A 15,100-nucleotide genomic window follows, 5' to 3' on the forward strand; every position below is an offset into this window, starting at 1 on the left:
CGGCCCCCGCAGCCACCCCTACAGCCACCCCCGGCTCTTGAACAGCCGGAACAGCAGCACCTCCAGCCCGGCCATCAGCACGATCACCGCCGGATACGACCACCCCCACCGCAGCTCCGGCATGTGCTCGAAGTTCATGCCGTACACCCCGGCGATCATCGTCGGCACCGCCGCCATCGCCGCCCAGGCCGAGATCTTCCGCATGTCGTCGTTCTGCCGCACGCTCATCTGCGCCAGATGCGCCGACAGGATGTCCGACACCAGCCGGTCCAGCCCTTCCACCGACTCGTTCACCCGGGTGAGGTGGTCGTGCACGTCACGGAAGAACGGCCGGGCCTCCTCCGCCACGAACGGCACGCTCACCCCGGAGACGCCCACCCCCGCCAGCCGGTTCATCGGCAGGGTCAGCGGGCCCGTCGCCCGCCGGAACTCCAGGATCTGCCGCTTGAAGTTGTAGATCCGCGAGGCGGTGTGCCGCGAGCCACCGCCGTCCGGGGAGAAGACCTCCGCCTCCAGCTCCTCCAGATCGGTCCCCAGCTCGGTGGCGACCTCCAGATAGTGGTCGACGGTGGCGTCGGCGATCGCGTACAGCACGGCCGTGGGTCCCTTGCCCAGCAGCTCCGGCTCCTGCTCCAGCCGCTTGCGCACCGCACGGAGCGGCGCGCCCTCCCCGTGCCGGACCGTCACCACGAACGCGTCACCGAGGAAGACCATGATCTCCCCGGAGGACACCGTGTCGCTCCGGGGCTCGTAGACGACCGGCTTGAGCACCAGGAACAGCGAGTCGTCGTACACCTCGAGCTTGGGCCGCTGATGCGCCTTGAGGGAGTCCTCGACGGCCAGCGGATGCAGGCCGAACTCCTGCGAGACCGCGTCGAACTCGTCCTCGGCCGGCTCGTGCAGCCCGATCCACACGAAGCCCCCCGCCGACCGCGCCTCGGCGAGCGCGGAGGAGAAGTCCCCGTCCCCCTCCGCACGGCGCCCCTGCCGGTAGACGGCACAGTCGACGATCACGAAGCACCCGCTCCTCTCACCGGCCGCACCCTCGGCCCGGCCGCCACCCCGCCCCGCTCCCGCGCACTGCGCCTACCCTGGGCCGCATGCCCACCTTGTTGCTGGTCCGGCACGGACGTTCCACCGCCAACACCGAGCGCGTGCTCGCCGGCCGGATGCCCGGTGTCGCGCTCGACGAACGCGGCGCCGCACAGGCCGCCGCCCTGCCCGCACGGCTCGCCGGGGTGCCGCTCGCCGAGGTCGTCACCAGCCCGCTGCAGCGCTGCCGGGAGACGGTCCGGCCGCTGCTCGAGGCCCGCCCCGGCCTGGCCGCGCACACCGACGACCGCATCTCCGAGTGCGACTACGGCGACTGGTCGGGCCGCAAGCTCGACGAGCTGAAGGACGAGCCGCTGATGGAGGTGGTGCAGGCGCACCCGACGGCCGCGGCGTTCCCCGGCGGGGAGTCCATGCGGGCGATGCAGCACCGCGCCGCCGAGGCGGTCCGCGAGTGGAACGCGCGGGTGGAGCGCGACCACGGTGCCGACGCCGTGTACCTGATGTGTTCGCACGGGGACATCATCAAGTCCCTCGTCGCCGACGCACTCGGACTTCATCTCGACCTCTTCCAGCGGATCTCCGTGGATCCGTGTTCCGTCACCGCGATCCGTTACACCCGGCTGCGTCCCTTCCTGCTCCGCCTCGGCGACACCGGCGACTTCGCCTCGCTGGTGCCGAAGGACGGGCCGCCCGCCGACGACGCCACGGTCGGGGGCGGCGCGGGCGCACCGTGATCGTCGGCCGCAGTAGGGTGAAGCGGTTGCAGCACTGTCCGCCTTCGAGTTCACAGACCGCCCGTACCCCCGACTCGCATCCCTACCCACAGCACCCACCACACCCACGACTCGCAATGGAGACAGGACGTGTCCCGTCAGGTGTTCCTCTATGACCAACCGGACCGCTTCGTGGCCGGTACGGTCGGACTGCCCGGGCGCCGTACGTTCTTCCTCCAGGCCTCCGCCGGCTCCCGGGTGACCAGCGTGGCCCTGGAGAAGACCCAGGTCGCCGCGCTCGCCGAGCGCATGGACGAGCTGCTCGACGAGGTGGTCCGGCGCAGCGGCGGCAGCGCCGCGGTGCCGGCCGTGGCACCGGCCGAGATCACCGACACCGCCCCGCTGGACACCCCGGTGGAGGAGGAGTTCCGCGTCGGCACGATGGCCCTGGCCTGGGACGGCGAGGAGCAGCGCATGATCGTCGAGGCGCAGGCCCTGGTCGAGCTGGACGCCGAGTCCGATGAGGATCTCGCCGAGGCCGAGGAGCGGCTGCTCCAGGACGAGGAGAACGGCCCCCCGATGCTGCGCGTCCGGCTCACCGGCGCCCAGGCCCGGGCCTTCGCCAAGCGCGCCCTCGACGTCGTCAACGCCGGGCGGCCGCCGTGCCCGCTGTGCAGCCTCCCGCTCGACCCGGAAGGACACGTATGTCCGCGCCAGAACGGATACCGCCGGGGAGCGTGACGCCCGCCGGCCCGGCCGCCCGGGAGCTGCTCGCCCACGGCGAGCTGACCGTGCGCGGCCGTATCCGTGAGGCGTCGAACGCCGCCCTGTACTGCACCGTCCGCCACGAGGGCCGCGAGGCCGCCTGCGTCTACAAGCCGGTCGCGGGGGAGCGGCCGCTGTGGGACTTCCCCGACGGCACACTCGCCGGACGGGAGGTCGCGGCCTACGAGGTCTCCGAGGCGACCGGCTGGGGCCTGGTCCCGCCGACCGTGCTGCGGGACGGCCCGTACGGCGAGGGCATGTGCCAGCTGTGGATCAAGGCGACGCCGGACGCCGGGCTGCTCGCCCTGGTGGACGCCGAGGAACCGGAACCGGGCTGGAAGGCGATCGGCCTCGCCGACGTCGGCGAGGGCCGCACCGCGCTCCTCGTGCACGCCGACGACGAGCGGCTGCGCAGGATCGCCGTCCTCGACGCGGTGATCAACAACGCCGACCGCAAGGGCGGCCACCTGCTGCCCGCCGAGGACGGCCGGCTGTACGGGATCGACCACGGCGTCACCTTCAACGTCGAGAACAAGCTGCGCACCCTGCTGTGGGGCTGGGCGGGTGAGCCGCTGACGCCGGAGGCCCTCGAGGTCCTCGACGGGCTCGGCAAGGCGCTCGCGGACGGCGGTCCGCTCGCCGCCCGGCTCGCCCCGCTGCTCACCCCCGCCGAGATCGAGCAGACCCGGGCCCGCGTCGAGGCGCTGCTCAGCACCGGCCGTCATCCGGAGCCGGGCGGCGACTGGCCCGCCATCCCCTGGCCGCCGGTCTGAGCGGGGCCGCTGCCGCAGCACACAAGACGGCGATGCGCAAGACCGCCGGTTTGGTCATCCGGCCGCCTCCGGTTCGTATCCGGAACTGCGGTCCGGTTAGGCTCGACGCATGCATGCCTGGCCCGCTTCCGACGTCCCCGCCCTGCCCGGTCAGGGCCGCGACCTGAGGATCCATGACACCGCGACCGGCGGTCCGGTCACCCTGGACCCCGGCCCCGTCGCCCGCATCTACGTCTGCGGCATCACCCCGTACGACGCCACCCACATCGGGCACGCGGCGACCTACAACGCGTTCGACCTCGTGCAGCGCGTGTGGCTCGACAACAAGCGGCAGGTGCACTACGTCCAGAACGTCACCGACGTCGACGACCCGCTGCTGGAGCGGGCCCAGCGCGACGGCGTCGACTGGGCGGTCCTCGCCGAGAGGGAGACCGCGCTCTTCCGCGAGGACATGACGGCCCTGCGGATGCTGCCCCCGCGCCACTACATAGGCGCCGTGGAGGCCATACCCGGCATCGTCCCGCTGGTGGAGCGGCTGAGGCAGCTCGGCGCCGCCTACGAGCTCGAGGGCGACATCTACTTCTCCGTGGAGTCCGACCCGCACTTCGGGGAGGTCTCCCACCTCGACGCCGCCGCCATGCGGATGCTGTCCGCCGAGCGCGGCGGGGACCCCGACCGGCCCGGCAAGAAGAACCCCCTCGACCCGATGCTCTGGATGGCCGCCCGCGAGGGCGAGCCCAGCTGGGACGGCGGTTCCCTCGGCCGGGGCCGCCCCGGCTGGCACATCGAGTGCGTGGCGATCGCCCTGGACCACCTCGGCATGGGCTTCGACGTCCAGGGCGGCGGCTCCGACCTGGTCTTCCCGCACCACGAGATGGGCGCCTCCCACGCCCAGGTGCTCACCGGCGAGTTCCCCATGGCCAAGGCCTATGTGCACGCCGGCATGGTCGCCCTGAACGGCGAGAAGATGTCCAAGTCCAAGGGCAATCTGGTCTTCGTCTCCCAGCTGCGCCGTGAGGGCGTCGACCCCGCCGCCATCCGGCTGGCGCTGCTCGCTCACCACTACCGCAGCGACTGGGAGTGGACCGACCAGGTTCTGCGGGACGCGGTGACCCGGCTCGATCACTGGCGTGCGGCGGTTTCCCGCCCCGACGGCCCGCCCGCGGACGCGCTGGTCGAGGAGATCCGCGACGCCCTCGCCGACGACCTGAACGCCCCGGCCGCGCTGGCCGCCGTCGACCGCTGGGTGGTGCGGCAGGAGGAGACCGGCGGCACCGACACCGGCGCGCCCGGCGTCGTCTCCCGCGCGGTGGACGCCCTGCTGGGCGTCGCCCTGTAGGGAAACCTTCCAGCACCAGCACCAGCAGGACTGCAGACGAGTGGGGCGCCCCGTCCGGGACGGGGCGCCCCACTCGTCTGTCCGCGCGGTCCGGCGGCCGCCGGCGGTCAGTCCTCCGAGGACTCCTCCTCGTCGGAGTCCTGCTGCGACGGCCTGGGCGGGCGGGTGCGTCCGCCCGGGTTCTCCCGCCGGTAGGAGGCCGGGCCGTCCGCGCCGTCCGCCGTGGCGTGCCCGCCCGCGGACGGGCCCGAGGAACCGTCCCGGCGCCGCAGATAGCGCTCGAACTCGCGGGCAATCGCTTCACCCGACGCCTCCGGCAGCTCCGCGGTGTCCCGGGCCTCCTCCAGCGTCTGCACGTACTCGGCGACCTCGCTGTCCTCGGCGGCCAGCTGGTCCACCCCCACCTGCCAGGCGCGCGCGTCCTCGGGCAGCTCGCCCAGCGGGATCCGCACGTCGATCAGGTCCTCCAGCCGGTTGAGCAGCGCCAGCGTGGCCTTCGGGTTGGGCGGCTGGGAGACGTAGTGCGGCACCGCAGCCCACAGCGACACCGCCGGGACGCCCGCGTGGGTGCAGGCCTCCTGCAGCACACCGACGATGCCGGTCGGACCCTCGTACTTGGTCTCCTCCAGGTCCATCCGGCGGGCCAGGCCCGCGTCGGAGGTGGTCCCGCTGATCGGGACCGGACGGGTGTGCGGGGTGTCCCCGAGCAGCGCGCCCAGGATCACCACCAGCTCGATGCCGAGCTCGTGGGCGAAGCCGAGCAGCTCGTTGCAGAACGAGCGCCAGCGCATGGACGGTTCGATGCCCCGGACCAGCACCAGGTCGCGCGGCTTGTCGCCGCCGACGCGAACCACCGACAACCTTGTCGTCGGCCAGGTGATCTTCCGGACACCGGCCTCCATGAACACTGTGGGACGGTTCACCTGGAAGTCGTAGTAGTCCTCGGCGTCCAGCGCCGCGAACACCTCGCCCTTCCATTCCCGCTCCAGATGCGCGACCGCGGTCGAGGCGGCGTCGCCGGCGTCGTTCCAGCCCTCGAACGCGGCCACCATGACCGGGTCGACCAGCTCGGGAACCCCCTCGAGCTCGATCACCCACGGCCTCCTTCCGACGAGCCCTCACGTACCCCCCAACCTTACGGCGTGCGGAGGGGACGCCCGCAGCCCCCTCGCAGGGGGAGTGCCCCATCACTGCCCCTGCACAGGGCACGGAAACACCGGGTGGCGGGCACCGGCCGACCCGGCCGTCCCGAACGGAGTCCGGCCCGCGCCGTGCGGGGGCGGGCCGGTGGTGAGCGGCCCCCGAGGACGGCGAAGGGACGGCCCCGTCGGCGAGGGGCCGCCCCGGTCCGGCTCCCGTGCGGGGGAGCCGGGGACTCACGCCTGCTTCTTGTCCAGGATCTCCTGCACGTCCGCGCGGACCTCGTCGGTGGCCAGGCCCCGGATGGTCAGGGTGGTGCGGCGGCGCAGCACGTCGTCCACCGTCTCCGCCCACTCGTGGTCCCGGGCCCAGACGACCTGCGCCCAGATCTCCGGCGCGTCCGGGTGGATGCGCCGGCCGAGCGCCGGGTCGTCGTTGGCCAGACGGGCGATGTCGAAGGCCAGCGAACCGTAGTGGGTGGCCAGGTGCTTCGCGGTGTCCGCGGCCATCCGCGGACCGGGCGCCGGGTGGTCGACGAGGAGGCGGTGGGCGACGGCGCGCGGGTTGGCGACGCCGGGCAGCGGCACCTTCTTCGGCAGCGCGCCGATCGGCTCGAAGTCGTCGCCCAGCGGCCGGCCCGGCAGCGTCTGCAGCTTGCGCATCACCGTCCGGCCGATGTGGCGGAAGGTGGTCCACTTGCCGCCGGCCACGGAGAGCATGCCGCCCCGGCCCTCGGTCACCACGGTCTCCCGCTTGGCCTTGGCGGTGTCGCCGGGACCGCCCGGCAGCACCCGCAGACCGGCGAAGGAGTAGGTGATCAGGTCACGCTCGAGCTGCTGGTCACGGATGGAGAAGGCGGCCTCGTCCAGGATCTGGGAGACGTCCTTCTCGGTGACCGCCACCTCGGCCGGGTCGCCCTCGTACTCCTCGTCGGTCGTGCCGAGCAGCAGCATGTCCTCCCAGGGGAGGGCGAAGGTGATCCGGTACTTGTCGATCGGGGTGGCCAGCGCGGCCCGCCACGGCGAGGTCCGCTTCAGGACCAGGTGCGCGCCCTTCGACAGGCGGATGGACGGAGCCGCGTTCGGGTCCTCCATCCGGCGCAGGTGGTCGACCCACGGTCCGGTGGCGTTCAGCACGAGGCGGGCGTTCACCCCGAACTCGTCGCCGGAGAGCCGGTCGCGCAGCTCGGCGCCGGTGACCCGGCCCCGGGTGAAGCGCAGCCCCGTGACCTCGGCGTGGTTGAGCACGACGGCGCCCGCGTCGGCCGCGGCCCGCACCGTCATCAGCGCCATGCGCGCGTCGTTCATCTGGTCGTCGCCGTAGACGGCGACCGCCTTGAGGTTCTCGGTGCGCAGCTCGGGCACGTCCTGCGCGGCCTTGGCGGGGCTGAGCAGGTGGCCGACGCCGTCTCCGAAGGCGGAGAGCGCGGAGTAGGCGAACACGCCCGCCCCGAGCTTCGCCGCGCCGTGCGGCCCGCCCTTGTACACCGGGAGGTAGAAGGTCAGCGGATTCGCCAGGTGGGGGGCCACCTGGCGTGAGACCGCACGGCGCTCGAAGTGGTTCTCCGCCACCAGCTTCACCGCGCCGGTCTGCAGGTAGCGCAGACCGCCGTGGAGCAGCTTGGAGGAGGCGGAGGAGGTGGCGCCGGCCCAGTCGCCGGCGTCCACCAGAGCCACCCTGAGGCCGGACTGCGCGGCGTGCCAGGCGGTGGAGATGCCCAGGATGCCGCCGCCGATGACGAGAAGGTCGTACGACGCCTTGGCAAGCTGCTCCCTGGTCTCGGCCCGGCTCGGGTTCGAGCCGGAGGCCGGGCGCGTGCCCAGAGCAGGTATGGACTGCAGGGTGGACTGAGTGGTCATGTCGGGTTCTTACTCCTCGTCCTCGAGCCAGCCCATGGTCCGCTCGACGGCCTTGAGCCAGTTCTTGTACTCACGGTCGCGGGTCTCCGCGTCCATGCGGGGTGTCCACTCGGCGGCCCGGCGCCAGTTGGCGCGCAGGTCGTCGGTGCTGTTCCAGAAGCCGACGGCGAGGCCGGCGGCGTATGCGGCGCCGAGGCAGGTGGTCTCGGCGACCATCGGGCGCACCACGGGGGCGTCCAGGAAGTCCGAGAGCGTCTGCATCAGCAGGTTGTTGGAGGTCATGCCGCCGTCGACCTTGAGAGCGGTCAGTTCCACTCCGGAGTCCTTGGTCATGGCGTCCGCGATCTCCCGCGTCTGCCAGGCGGTGGCCTCCAGGACGGCGCGCGCGAGGTGCGCCTTGGTGACGTACCGGGTCAGGCCGGCGATCACACCGCGGGCGTCGGCGCGCCAGTACGGGGCGAACAGGCCGGAGAAGGCCGGCACGAAGTAGGCGCCGCCGTTGTCCTCGACCGAGAGTGCGAGGGTCTCGATCTCGGCGGCGGTGGAGATCAGCCCCATCTGGTCGCGCATCCACTGCACCAGCGAGCCGGTGACGGCGATGGAGCCCTCCAGGGCGTAGACCGGCTTCTGGTCGCCGATCTGGTAGCCGACCGTGGTCAGCAGGCCGCTGTAGGAGTTGATCAGCTTGTCACCGGTGTTCATCACCATGAAGGTGCCGGTGCCGTAGGTCGACTTGGTCTCGCCCTCGGAGAAGCAGGTCTGGCCGAACAGCGCCGCCTGCTGGTCGCCGAGCGCGGAGGCGACCGGGATGCCGCCGAGCAGCTCGCCCAGCTTGCCGCCCTTGATCTCGCCGTAGACCTCGGCGGAGGAGCGGATCTCCGGGAGCATCGCCGTCGGCACGCCGATGGACTCGGCGATCTTCTCGTCCCACTGCATGGTGTGCAGGTTCATCAGCAGGGTGCGGGAGGCGTTGGTGACGTCGGTGACGTGCCGCCCGCCGTTCACACCGCCGGTCAGGTTCCAGATGACCCAGGTGTCCATGGTGCCGAAGAGGATGTCGCCCGCCTCGGCGCGCTCCTTGAGACCCTCGACGTTGTCGAGCAGCCAGCGGGCCTTGGGACCGGCGAAGTAGGAGGCGAGGGGAAGGCCGGTCTCGCGGCGGAAGCGGTCCTGGCCGACGTTGCGCCCGAGCTCCTTGCACAGGGCGTCGGTGCGGGTGTCCTGCCAGACGATGGCGTTGTGGACGGGCTCACCGGTGTTCTTGTCCCACAGCACGGTGGTCTCGCGCTGGTTGGTGATGCCGATGGCCTTGATGTCGTCGCGGGTGATGCCGGCCTTCTCCACGGCACCGGCGACGACCTCCTGCACATTGGTCCAGATCTCGGTGGCGTCGTGCTCGACCCAGCCCGGCTTGGGGAAGATCTGCTCGTGCTCCTTCTGGTCGACGGCGACGATGCGGCCGTCGCGGTCGAAGACGATGCAGCGGGACGAGGTGGTGCCCTGGTCGATGGCTGCGATGAACGGGCCGGCGGTGTGGGCGTCGGTCACTGTGTGCTCCTGGGGGTTCCTTGATTACGGGGCTGTACGTACGGCGCTTCTACTGAAGCTCAGGCGAAGGCGACGTTGTAGATGCCGGCCGCGATGGCGCCGCCGATCAGCGGACCGACCACCGGGATCCAGGCGTAGCCCCAGTCGGAGCCGCCCTTGTTGGGCAGGGGCAGCAGGGCGTGGACGATACGGGGGCCGAGGTCGCGGGCCGGGTTGATGGCGTAGCCGGTCGGACCGCCCAGCGACAGACCGATCGAGACGACCACGAGCGCCGTGATCAGACCGCCGAGGACACCGAGGCCGTTGCCCTCGGCGTTGAGGCCCTGGGTGAGCACGGCCAGCAGCAGAACGAAGGTGCCGATGATCTCCGTGGCCAGGTTCTGCACCGCGTGGCGGATCTCCGGGCCGGTGGAGAAGATGCCGAGCACCGGGCCCGCGCCCTGTTCCTGGGCCTCGACCGACTTGGCGGCGGTGGCCTGCGCCCCCGGACCGCCGACGATCTCCTTGTCGGTGAGGTGGGCGTGGAACTGGCCGTAGTAGGCCACCCAGACCAGCGCCGCACCGATCATCGCGCCGAGGAACTCTCCGGCGAAGTAGGTCGGAACGTTCGACCACTCGCCGTCCTTGATGGCGAGGGCGAGGGTCACGGCCGGGTTGAGGTGTGCGCCGGACAGGGGGCCGGCGATGTACACCGCCGTCATGACGGCGAAGCCCCAGCCGAAGGCGATGGTGAGCCAGCCGGCGTTACGGGCCTTGGAGGCCTTCAGCGTCACGGCGGCACAGACGCCGCCGCCGAGCAGGATGAGTATGGCGGTACCGATGGTCTCGCCGATGAAGATGTCGGAGCTGGACACCCGCGACTCCTTTGTCCTTACGTCCAGGGAAGCCGACCCCCGGGTCCCACCGGGGAGCGGCGCCCTCGAGGGTGAGAGCGATGCCGGCCCTTGGCGTTGCCACACTCTAGCGCGTATTGCCGGTAGGTGTTCGACAATGCCGACCGATGGACGGGAGTCTTGCCCGGCGTAAGACGTGCGTCAAGAGTCTGGTTGTCGAAAGTGCGATCGTTGTTGATTGCCGTGAGGTATTGATCTACGGGGCGGGCCTGTCACCCTGTGTCCGATATGTCTGTCTCAGAGTACGACTGAAGCCGGAACGCCGTACGGCATTCCGGTCCTCGTGCCGCCCGCGTTCCGGTCCCGGTGTCACGCGGGTGCCGGGTCCGCTCAGAAGCGTCCGGCGCCCAGGTCCCGCGACACCGCGCGGGCGCAGTCGCGCACCGCCGCGATCAGCTCGGGGCGCAGTGCCCCCTCCTCGTCGGGCCGGCACACCCGCTCCACGGCGCCGGTGATGCCCACCGCGCCCACCGGCATGCGCCGCCGGTCGTGGATCGGCGCGGCGATCGAGGCGACGCCCTCCCAGGTCTCCTCCACGTCCGCCGCGTAGCCGCGCGCCCGGGTGAGGTCGAGGATGCTCTCGAAGGCGTCCAGGTCGCACACGGTCCGCTCGGTGAACGCCTTGCGGTCGGCCTCGACGGCCTCGCTGTGCGCCACCGGGTCGTAGGCGGAGAGCACCTTGCCCAGGGCCGTGGAGTGCAGCGGCTGCATGGCGCCTATCTCCAGCACCTGCCGGCTGTCGTCGGGCCGGAAGACGTGGTGCACGATCAGCACGCCCTGCTGGTGCAGCACGCCCAGATAGACGCTCTCGCCGCTGGAGCGGGCCAGGTCGTCCGTCCACACCAGCGCCCGCGCCCGCAGCTCGTGCACGTCCAGGTAGGTGGTGCCGAGGCGCAGCAGCTCGGCGCCCAGCTGATAGCGGCCGGAGGCCTCGTCCTGCTCGACGAAGCCCTCCTGCTGGAGGGTGCGGAGGATCCCGTGGGCGGTGCCCTTGGCGAGGCCCAGCGACGAGGCGATGTCCGACAGGCCGAGCCGTCGCTCGCCGCCCGCGAGCAGCCGCAGCATCGCCGCCGCCCGTTCGAGCGACTGGATGTTCCGTGCCATCGCCGTACTGCCTCCGTCCCCTTCGAGCGTCGACGTGCGACGTCGCTGCCGCTGTTCGGCAATGTCGAACACTACCGGTCCATGCCGACCTCTCGCTAATGGTCGTGCGAGATCCGTTGCGTCAGCTGCCGCACACACCGCCGCCGGCCATCATCGTCCGCCCCGTGGACGCTCTGAACATCAGGGCGCGGTCCCGGATACCCTGACGGCGTGCGCCCCGCCGGGGAAGTCCCCCCGTGACTTCCGGGCAGGCGCAAAGCCGACAGCCGTCGCACTCAGAGGGAGCCCCTTCCATGGCCTCGTTGCCGCCCACCCCTTCCGCCGACAGCAGGACCCGCGTGTCCGGACTCCGCGAGGCGCTCGCCACCCGAGTGGTCGTAGCCGACGGAGCGATGGGCACCATGCTCCAGGCCCAGGACCCCACGCTCGAGGACTTCCAGAACCTCGAGGGCTGCAACGAGATCCTGAACCTGACCCGCCCCGACATCGTCCGTTCGGTCCACTCCGAGTACTTCGACGCCGGCGTCGACTGCGTCGAGACCAACACGTTCGGCGCCAACCACACCGCGATGGCGGAGTACGACATCTCCGACCGGGTGTACGAGCTGTCCGAGGCGGGTGCCCGGATCGCCCGCGAGGTGGCCGACGAGCACGCCGCCCGCGACGGCCGCACCCGCTGGGTGCTCGGCTCCATCGGCCCCGGCACCAAGCTGCCCACCCTGGGCCACATCGACTACGGCACCATCCGCGACGGCTACCAGGCCAACGCCGAGGGCCTGCTCGCGGGCGGCGCCGACGCGCTGATCGTGGAGACCACCCAGGACCTGCTGCAGACCAAGGCCTCCATCCTGGGTGCCCGCAAGGCGATGGAGGCGACCGGCACCGAGGTGCCGCTGCTGGCCTCCATGGCTTTCGAGACCACCGGCACCATGCTGCTCGGCAGCGAGATCGGGGCCGCGCTGACCGCGCTGGAGCCGCTCGGCATCGACATGATCGGCCTGAACTGCTCGACCGGGCCCGCCGAGATGAGCGAGCACCTGCGTTTCCTCGCCCGGCACTCGCGCATCCCGCTGCTGTGCATGCCCAACGCCGGCCTGCCCGTCCTCACCAAGGACGGCGCCCACTTCCCGCTCGACGCCAAGGGCCTGGCCGACGCCCAGGAGGCCTTCGTCCGCGACTACGGACTGTCCCTGGTCGGCGGCTGCTGCGGCACCACCCCCGAGCACCTGCGCCAACTGGTGGAGCGGGTGCGCGGGGTGACCCCGCCGGAACGCGACCCGCAGCCCGAGCCCGGCGCCGCCTCCCTCTACCAGTCGGTGCCGTTCCGCCAGGACACCTCCTACCTGGCCATCGGCGAGCGCACCAACGCCAACGGCTCCAAGAAGTTCCGCGAGGCCATGCTGGACGGCCGCTGGGACGACTGCGTGGAGATGGCCCGCGAGCAGATCCGCGAGGGCGCGCACATGCTCGACCTGTGCGTCGACTACGTCGGCCGCGACGGCGTCGCCGACATGCGCGAGCTGGCCGGCCGCTTCGCCACCGCCTCCACCCTGCCGATCGTGCTGGACTCCACCGAGGTGGACGTCATCCGGGCCGGCCTGGAGAAGCTCGGCGGGCGCGCCGTGATCAACTCGGTCAACTACGAGGACGGCGACGGACCCGACTCCCGCTTCGCGCAGGTCACCCGGCTCGCCAAGGAGCACGGCGCCGCCCTGATCGCGCTCACCATCGACGAGGAGGGCCAGGCCCGCACCGCCGAGAAGAAGGTCGAGATCGCCGAACGCCTGATCGCCGACCTCACCGGCAACTGGGGCATCCGCGAGGAGGACATCCTCGTCGACTGCCTGACCTTCACCATCTGCACCGGGCAGGAGGAGTCCCGCAAGGACGGCGTCGCCACCATCGAGGCCATCCGCGAGCTCAAGCGGCGGCACCCGCGCGTGCAGACCACGCTCGGCCTGTCCAACATCTCCTTCGGCCTCAACCCGGCCGCCCGCATTCTGCTGAACTCCGTCTTCCTCGACGAGTGCGTCAAGGCGGGCCTGGACTCGGCGATCGTGCACGCGAGCAAGATCCTGCCCATCGCCCGGTTCAGCGAGGAGGAGGTCGACACCGCGCTCGACCTGATCTACGACCGGCGGCGCGAGGGCTACGACCCGCTGCAGAAGCTGATGCAGCTCTTCGAGGGCGCCACCGCCAAGTCCCTGAAGGCGGGCAGGGCGGAGGAGCTGGCCGCGCTGCCGCTGGACGAGCGCCTGAAGCGGCGCATCATCGACGGCGAGCGCAACGGCCTGGAGGACGACCTCGACGAGGCCCTCAAGACCCGCAAGGCCCTGGACATCGTCAACGACACGCTGCTCGACGGCATGAAGGTCGTCGGCGAGCTGTTCGGCTCCGGTCAGATGCAGCTGCCGTTCGTGCTCCAGTCCGCCGAGGTGATGAAGGCCGCGGTGGCCCACCTCGAGCCGCACATGGAGAAGACCGACGAGGCCGGCAAGGGCACCATCGTGCTGGCCACCGTCCGCGGCGACGTGCACGACATCGGCAAGAACCTGGTCGACATCATCCTGTCGAACAACGGCTACAACGTGGTCAACCTCGGCATCAAGCAGCCGGTCTCGGCGATCCTGGAGGCCGCCGAGGAGCACCGGGCCGATGTGATCGGCATGTCGGGCCTGCTGGTGAAGTCCACGGTGATCATGAAGGAGAACCTCGAGGAGCTGAACCAGCGCGGCCTCGCCGCCCGCTACCCGGTCATCCTCGGCGGCGCCGCCCTCACCCGCGCGTATGTCGAGCAGGACCTGCACGAGCTCTACCAGGGCGAGGTCCGCTACGCCCGCGACGCCTTCGAGGGCCTGCGCCTGATGGACGCCCTCATCGGCATCAAGCGCGGTGTGCCCGGCGCCAAGCTGCCCGAGCTGCGCCCGCGCCGGGTCCGCGCGGCCACCGTCGAGGTGGAGGAGCGCCCCGAGGCCGGGCACGTCCGGTCCGACGTCGCCACCGACAACCCGGTGCCCACCCCGCCGTTCTGGGGGACCCGCGTGGTCAAGGGCATCCAGCTCAAGGAGTACGCGAGCTGGATCGACGAGGGGGCCCTGTTCAAGGGCCAGTGGGGGCTGAAGCAGGCCCGCACCGGCGAGGGCCCGACCTACGAGGAGCTGGTCGAGACGGAGGGCCGGCCCCGGCTGCGCGGCCTGCTGGACAAGCTGCAGCGGGAGAACCTGCTGGAGGCGGCCGTGGTCTACGGCTACTTCCCGTGCGTGTCCAAGGACGACGACCTGATCATCCTGGACGAGCAGGGCAACGAGCGCACCCGCTTCACCTTCCCGCGCCAGCGTCGCGGCCGCAGGCTGTGCCTGGCCGACTTCTTCCGCCCGGAGGAGTCCGGCGAGCGGGACGTCGTCGGGCTCCAGGTGGTCACCGTCGGCTCCCGCATCGGTGAGGAGACCGCGCGGCTGTTCGAGGCCAACGCCTACCGCGACTACCTGGAACTGCACGGGCTGTCCGTGCAGCTGGCGGAGGCGCTCGCCGAGTACTGGCACGCCCGGGTCCGCTCCGAGCTGGGCTTCGCGGGGGAGGACCCCGAGGAGATGGAGGACATGTTCGCCCTGAAGTACCGGGGCGCCCGCTTCTCCCTCGGCTACGGCGCCTGCCCCGACCTGGAGGACCGCGCCAAGATCGCCGACCTGCTCCAGCCGGAACGCATCGGCGTGCAACTGTCCGAGGAGTTCCAGCTGCACCCCGAGCAGTCCACCGACGCCATCGTGATCCACCACCCGGAGGCCAAGTACTTCAACGCCCGCTGAGACCGCGCACGGGCCCCGTCAGCGGGGCCCGACGTGCGACAAGAGGCGTTCCTCCGGCACACGACGTACACTGGTCGGTCCACTGCAGGCCGGTTCCCGCACGGGGA

The 15,100-nt window shown here is 71.4% G+C and carries 11 protein-coding genes; 5 read left to right on the top strand and 6 right to left on the bottom strand.

Annotation, left to right across the window (positions count from 1 at the left end; genetic code table 11):
• Positions 1 to 18: 18 nt before the first annotated feature.
• Positions 19 to 1,014 carry a magnesium/cobalt transporter CorA gene (gene corA, locus HCJ93_RS01740; protein WP_167990429.1) on the bottom strand — a complete coding sequence of 332 codons (996 nt, stop codon included), beginning with the start codon at positions 1,012 to 1,014 and terminating at the stop codon, positions 19 to 21.
• A gap of 86 nt (positions 1,015 to 1,100) precedes the next feature.
• Here corA and HCJ93_RS01745 point away from each other — a divergent pair, with 86 nt between their 5' ends.
• The 4 genes from HCJ93_RS01745 to mshC all read left to right on the top strand — a co-directional run bounded on the left by HCJ93_RS01745 (position 1,101) and on the right by mshC (position 4,643).
• Positions 1,101 to 1,787: a histidine phosphatase family protein gene (locus tag HCJ93_RS01745; RefSeq protein ID WP_167990431.1), complete on the top strand. Its 687-nt coding sequence runs from the start codon at positions 1,101 to 1,103 to the stop codon at positions 1,785 to 1,787.
• 129 nt (positions 1,788 to 1,916) lie between these two features.
• Positions 1,917 to 2,507: a DUF3090 domain-containing protein gene (locus HCJ93_RS01750; RefSeq protein WP_167990432.1), complete on the top strand. Its 591-nt coding sequence runs from the start codon at positions 1,917 to 1,919 to the stop codon at positions 2,505 to 2,507.
• Positions 2,471 to 3,304 carry an SCO1664 family protein gene (locus tag HCJ93_RS01755; protein WP_206316699.1) on the top strand — a complete coding sequence of 278 codons (834 nt, stop codon included), beginning with the start codon at positions 2,471 to 2,473 and terminating at the stop codon, positions 3,302 to 3,304. Before HCJ93_RS01750 ends, HCJ93_RS01755 begins: the two co-directional genes overlap by 37 nt.
• 109 nt (positions 3,305 to 3,413) lie before the next feature.
• Positions 3,414 to 4,643: a cysteine--1-D-myo-inosityl 2-amino-2-deoxy-alpha-D-glucopyranoside ligase gene (gene mshC / locus HCJ93_RS01760; RefSeq protein ID WP_167990434.1), complete on the top strand. Its 1,230-nt coding sequence runs from the start codon at positions 3,414 to 3,416 to the stop codon at positions 4,641 to 4,643.
• 107 nt (positions 4,644 to 4,750) lie between these two features.
• On the opposite strand, the gene HCJ93_RS01765 is transcribed toward mshC, so the two are convergent.
• From HCJ93_RS01765 to HCJ93_RS01785, 5 genes are all read right to left on the bottom strand, one after another.
• Positions 4,751 to 5,737, bottom strand: coding sequence for a PAC2 family protein (locus tag HCJ93_RS01765; RefSeq protein WP_167990436.1), 987 nt, complete (start codon positions 5,735 to 5,737; stop codon positions 4,751 to 4,753).
• A 282-nt stretch (positions 5,738 to 6,019) separates the two neighbouring features.
• Positions 6,020 to 7,642, bottom strand: a complete 1,623-nt coding sequence (locus tag HCJ93_RS01770; protein WP_167990438.1) for a glycerol-3-phosphate dehydrogenase/oxidase — start codon at positions 7,640 to 7,642, stop codon at positions 6,020 to 6,022.
• 9 nt (positions 7,643 to 7,651) lie between these two features.
• Positions 7,652 to 9,190 (bottom strand): glycerol kinase GlpK, encoded by a 1,539-nt coding sequence (gene glpK, locus HCJ93_RS01775; protein ID WP_167990440.1) that lies wholly within the window; start codon positions 9,188 to 9,190, stop codon positions 7,652 to 7,654.
• A gap of 59 nt (positions 9,191 to 9,249) precedes the next feature.
• Complete coding sequence (locus HCJ93_RS01780; protein ID WP_167990441.1) at positions 9,250 to 10,044, bottom strand: MIP/aquaporin family protein; 795 nt, start codon at positions 10,042 to 10,044, stop codon at positions 9,250 to 9,252.
• 369 nt (positions 10,045 to 10,413) lie between these two features.
• A complete protein-coding gene (locus HCJ93_RS01785; RefSeq protein ID WP_167990443.1) occupies positions 10,414 to 11,187 on the bottom strand; it encodes an IclR family transcriptional regulator in 774 nt (257 codons plus the stop codon).
• Between the two features lie 293 nt (positions 11,188 to 11,480).
• Between HCJ93_RS01785 and metH the strand changes: the two genes are divergently transcribed.
• Positions 11,481 to 14,993 (top strand): methionine synthase, encoded by a 3,513-nt coding sequence (metH, locus tag HCJ93_RS01790; RefSeq protein WP_167990445.1) that lies wholly within the window; start codon positions 11,481 to 11,483, stop codon positions 14,991 to 14,993.
• The last annotated feature ends 107 nt before the right edge of the window (positions 14,994 to 15,100 follow it).

The organism is Streptomyces composti (assembly GCF_012034205.1).
GTDB classification, from domain to species: Bacteria; Actinomycetota; Actinomycetes; order Streptomycetales; family Streptomycetaceae; genus Streptomyces; species Streptomyces composti.

Bases quoted from the DNA above. Each gene is read 5' to 3' on its own strand.
- HCJ93_RS01745 (WP_167990431.1), top strand. From the start codon at position 1,101: ATGCCCACCTTGTTGCTGGTCCGGCACGGACGTTCCACCGCCAACACC.
- HCJ93_RS01755 (WP_206316699.1), top strand. From the start codon at position 2,471: ATGTCCGCGCCAGAACGGATACCGCCGGGGAGCGTGACGCCCGCCGGC.
- mshC (WP_167990434.1), top strand. From the start codon at position 3,414: ATGCATGCCTGGCCCGCTTCCGACGTCCCCGCCCTGCCCGGTCAGGGC.
- HCJ93_RS01770 (WP_167990438.1), bottom strand. From the start codon at position 7,642: ATGACCACTCAGTCCACCCTGCAGTCCATACCTGCTCTGGGCACGCGC.
- HCJ93_RS01785 (WP_167990443.1), bottom strand. From the start codon at position 11,187: ATGGCACGGAACATCCAGTCGCTCGAACGGGCGGCGGCGATGCTGCGG.
- metH (WP_167990445.1), top strand. From the start codon at position 11,481: ATGGCCTCGTTGCCGCCCACCCCTTCCGCCGACAGCAGGACCCGCGTG.